The organism is Ochrobactrum sp. SFR4, assembly GCF_019730395.1.
Taxonomy (GTDB): domain Bacteria; phylum Pseudomonadota; class Alphaproteobacteria; order Rhizobiales; family Rhizobiaceae; genus Pseudochrobactrum.
The window spans coordinates 1-353 of the sequence record NZ_JAAPBB010000390.1; the positions used below are offsets into that span (position 1 = coordinate 1).

A 353-nucleotide genomic window follows, 5' to 3' on the forward strand; every position below is an offset into this window, starting at 1 on the left:
GTAGAAATGCGCATCAGTGCGCCCGTCTGCCGAAGTGCCGATAACAAGATCGGAGAGATTGCCGATTTTATGCAGGCTCAGCGCAATCATGGCGTAGATCACATTGAACAGCGAGGCATTATTGGCACGCGCCAGACTATACAGCCCTTCGGCGGTTTCCTGATCAATGGCGCAGTCCAGCCAGTCCACATCACCGCTTGTTGTTCCGGCATCACTTGCTTCAGCAATTTGCGGCAGTTTCAGCCCATGCGTGGCCGTGGTCAGCATATTTTTCCAGTAATCAATATGCGTCTGATCCAGCCCCTGTTCATATTGCCGGCGGGCAAAAGCAGCCATTGACGGCGCGGGCTGCT

The 353-nt window shown here is 54.4% G+C and carries 1 protein-coding gene; it reads right to left on the reverse strand.

Translation table 11 applies throughout. The annotated features are described in order from the left end of the window. On the reverse strand, positions 1 to 353 hold a 353-nt coding region (locus tag HBA93_RS19510), incomplete at both ends, for a condensation domain-containing protein (protein WP_286202075.1).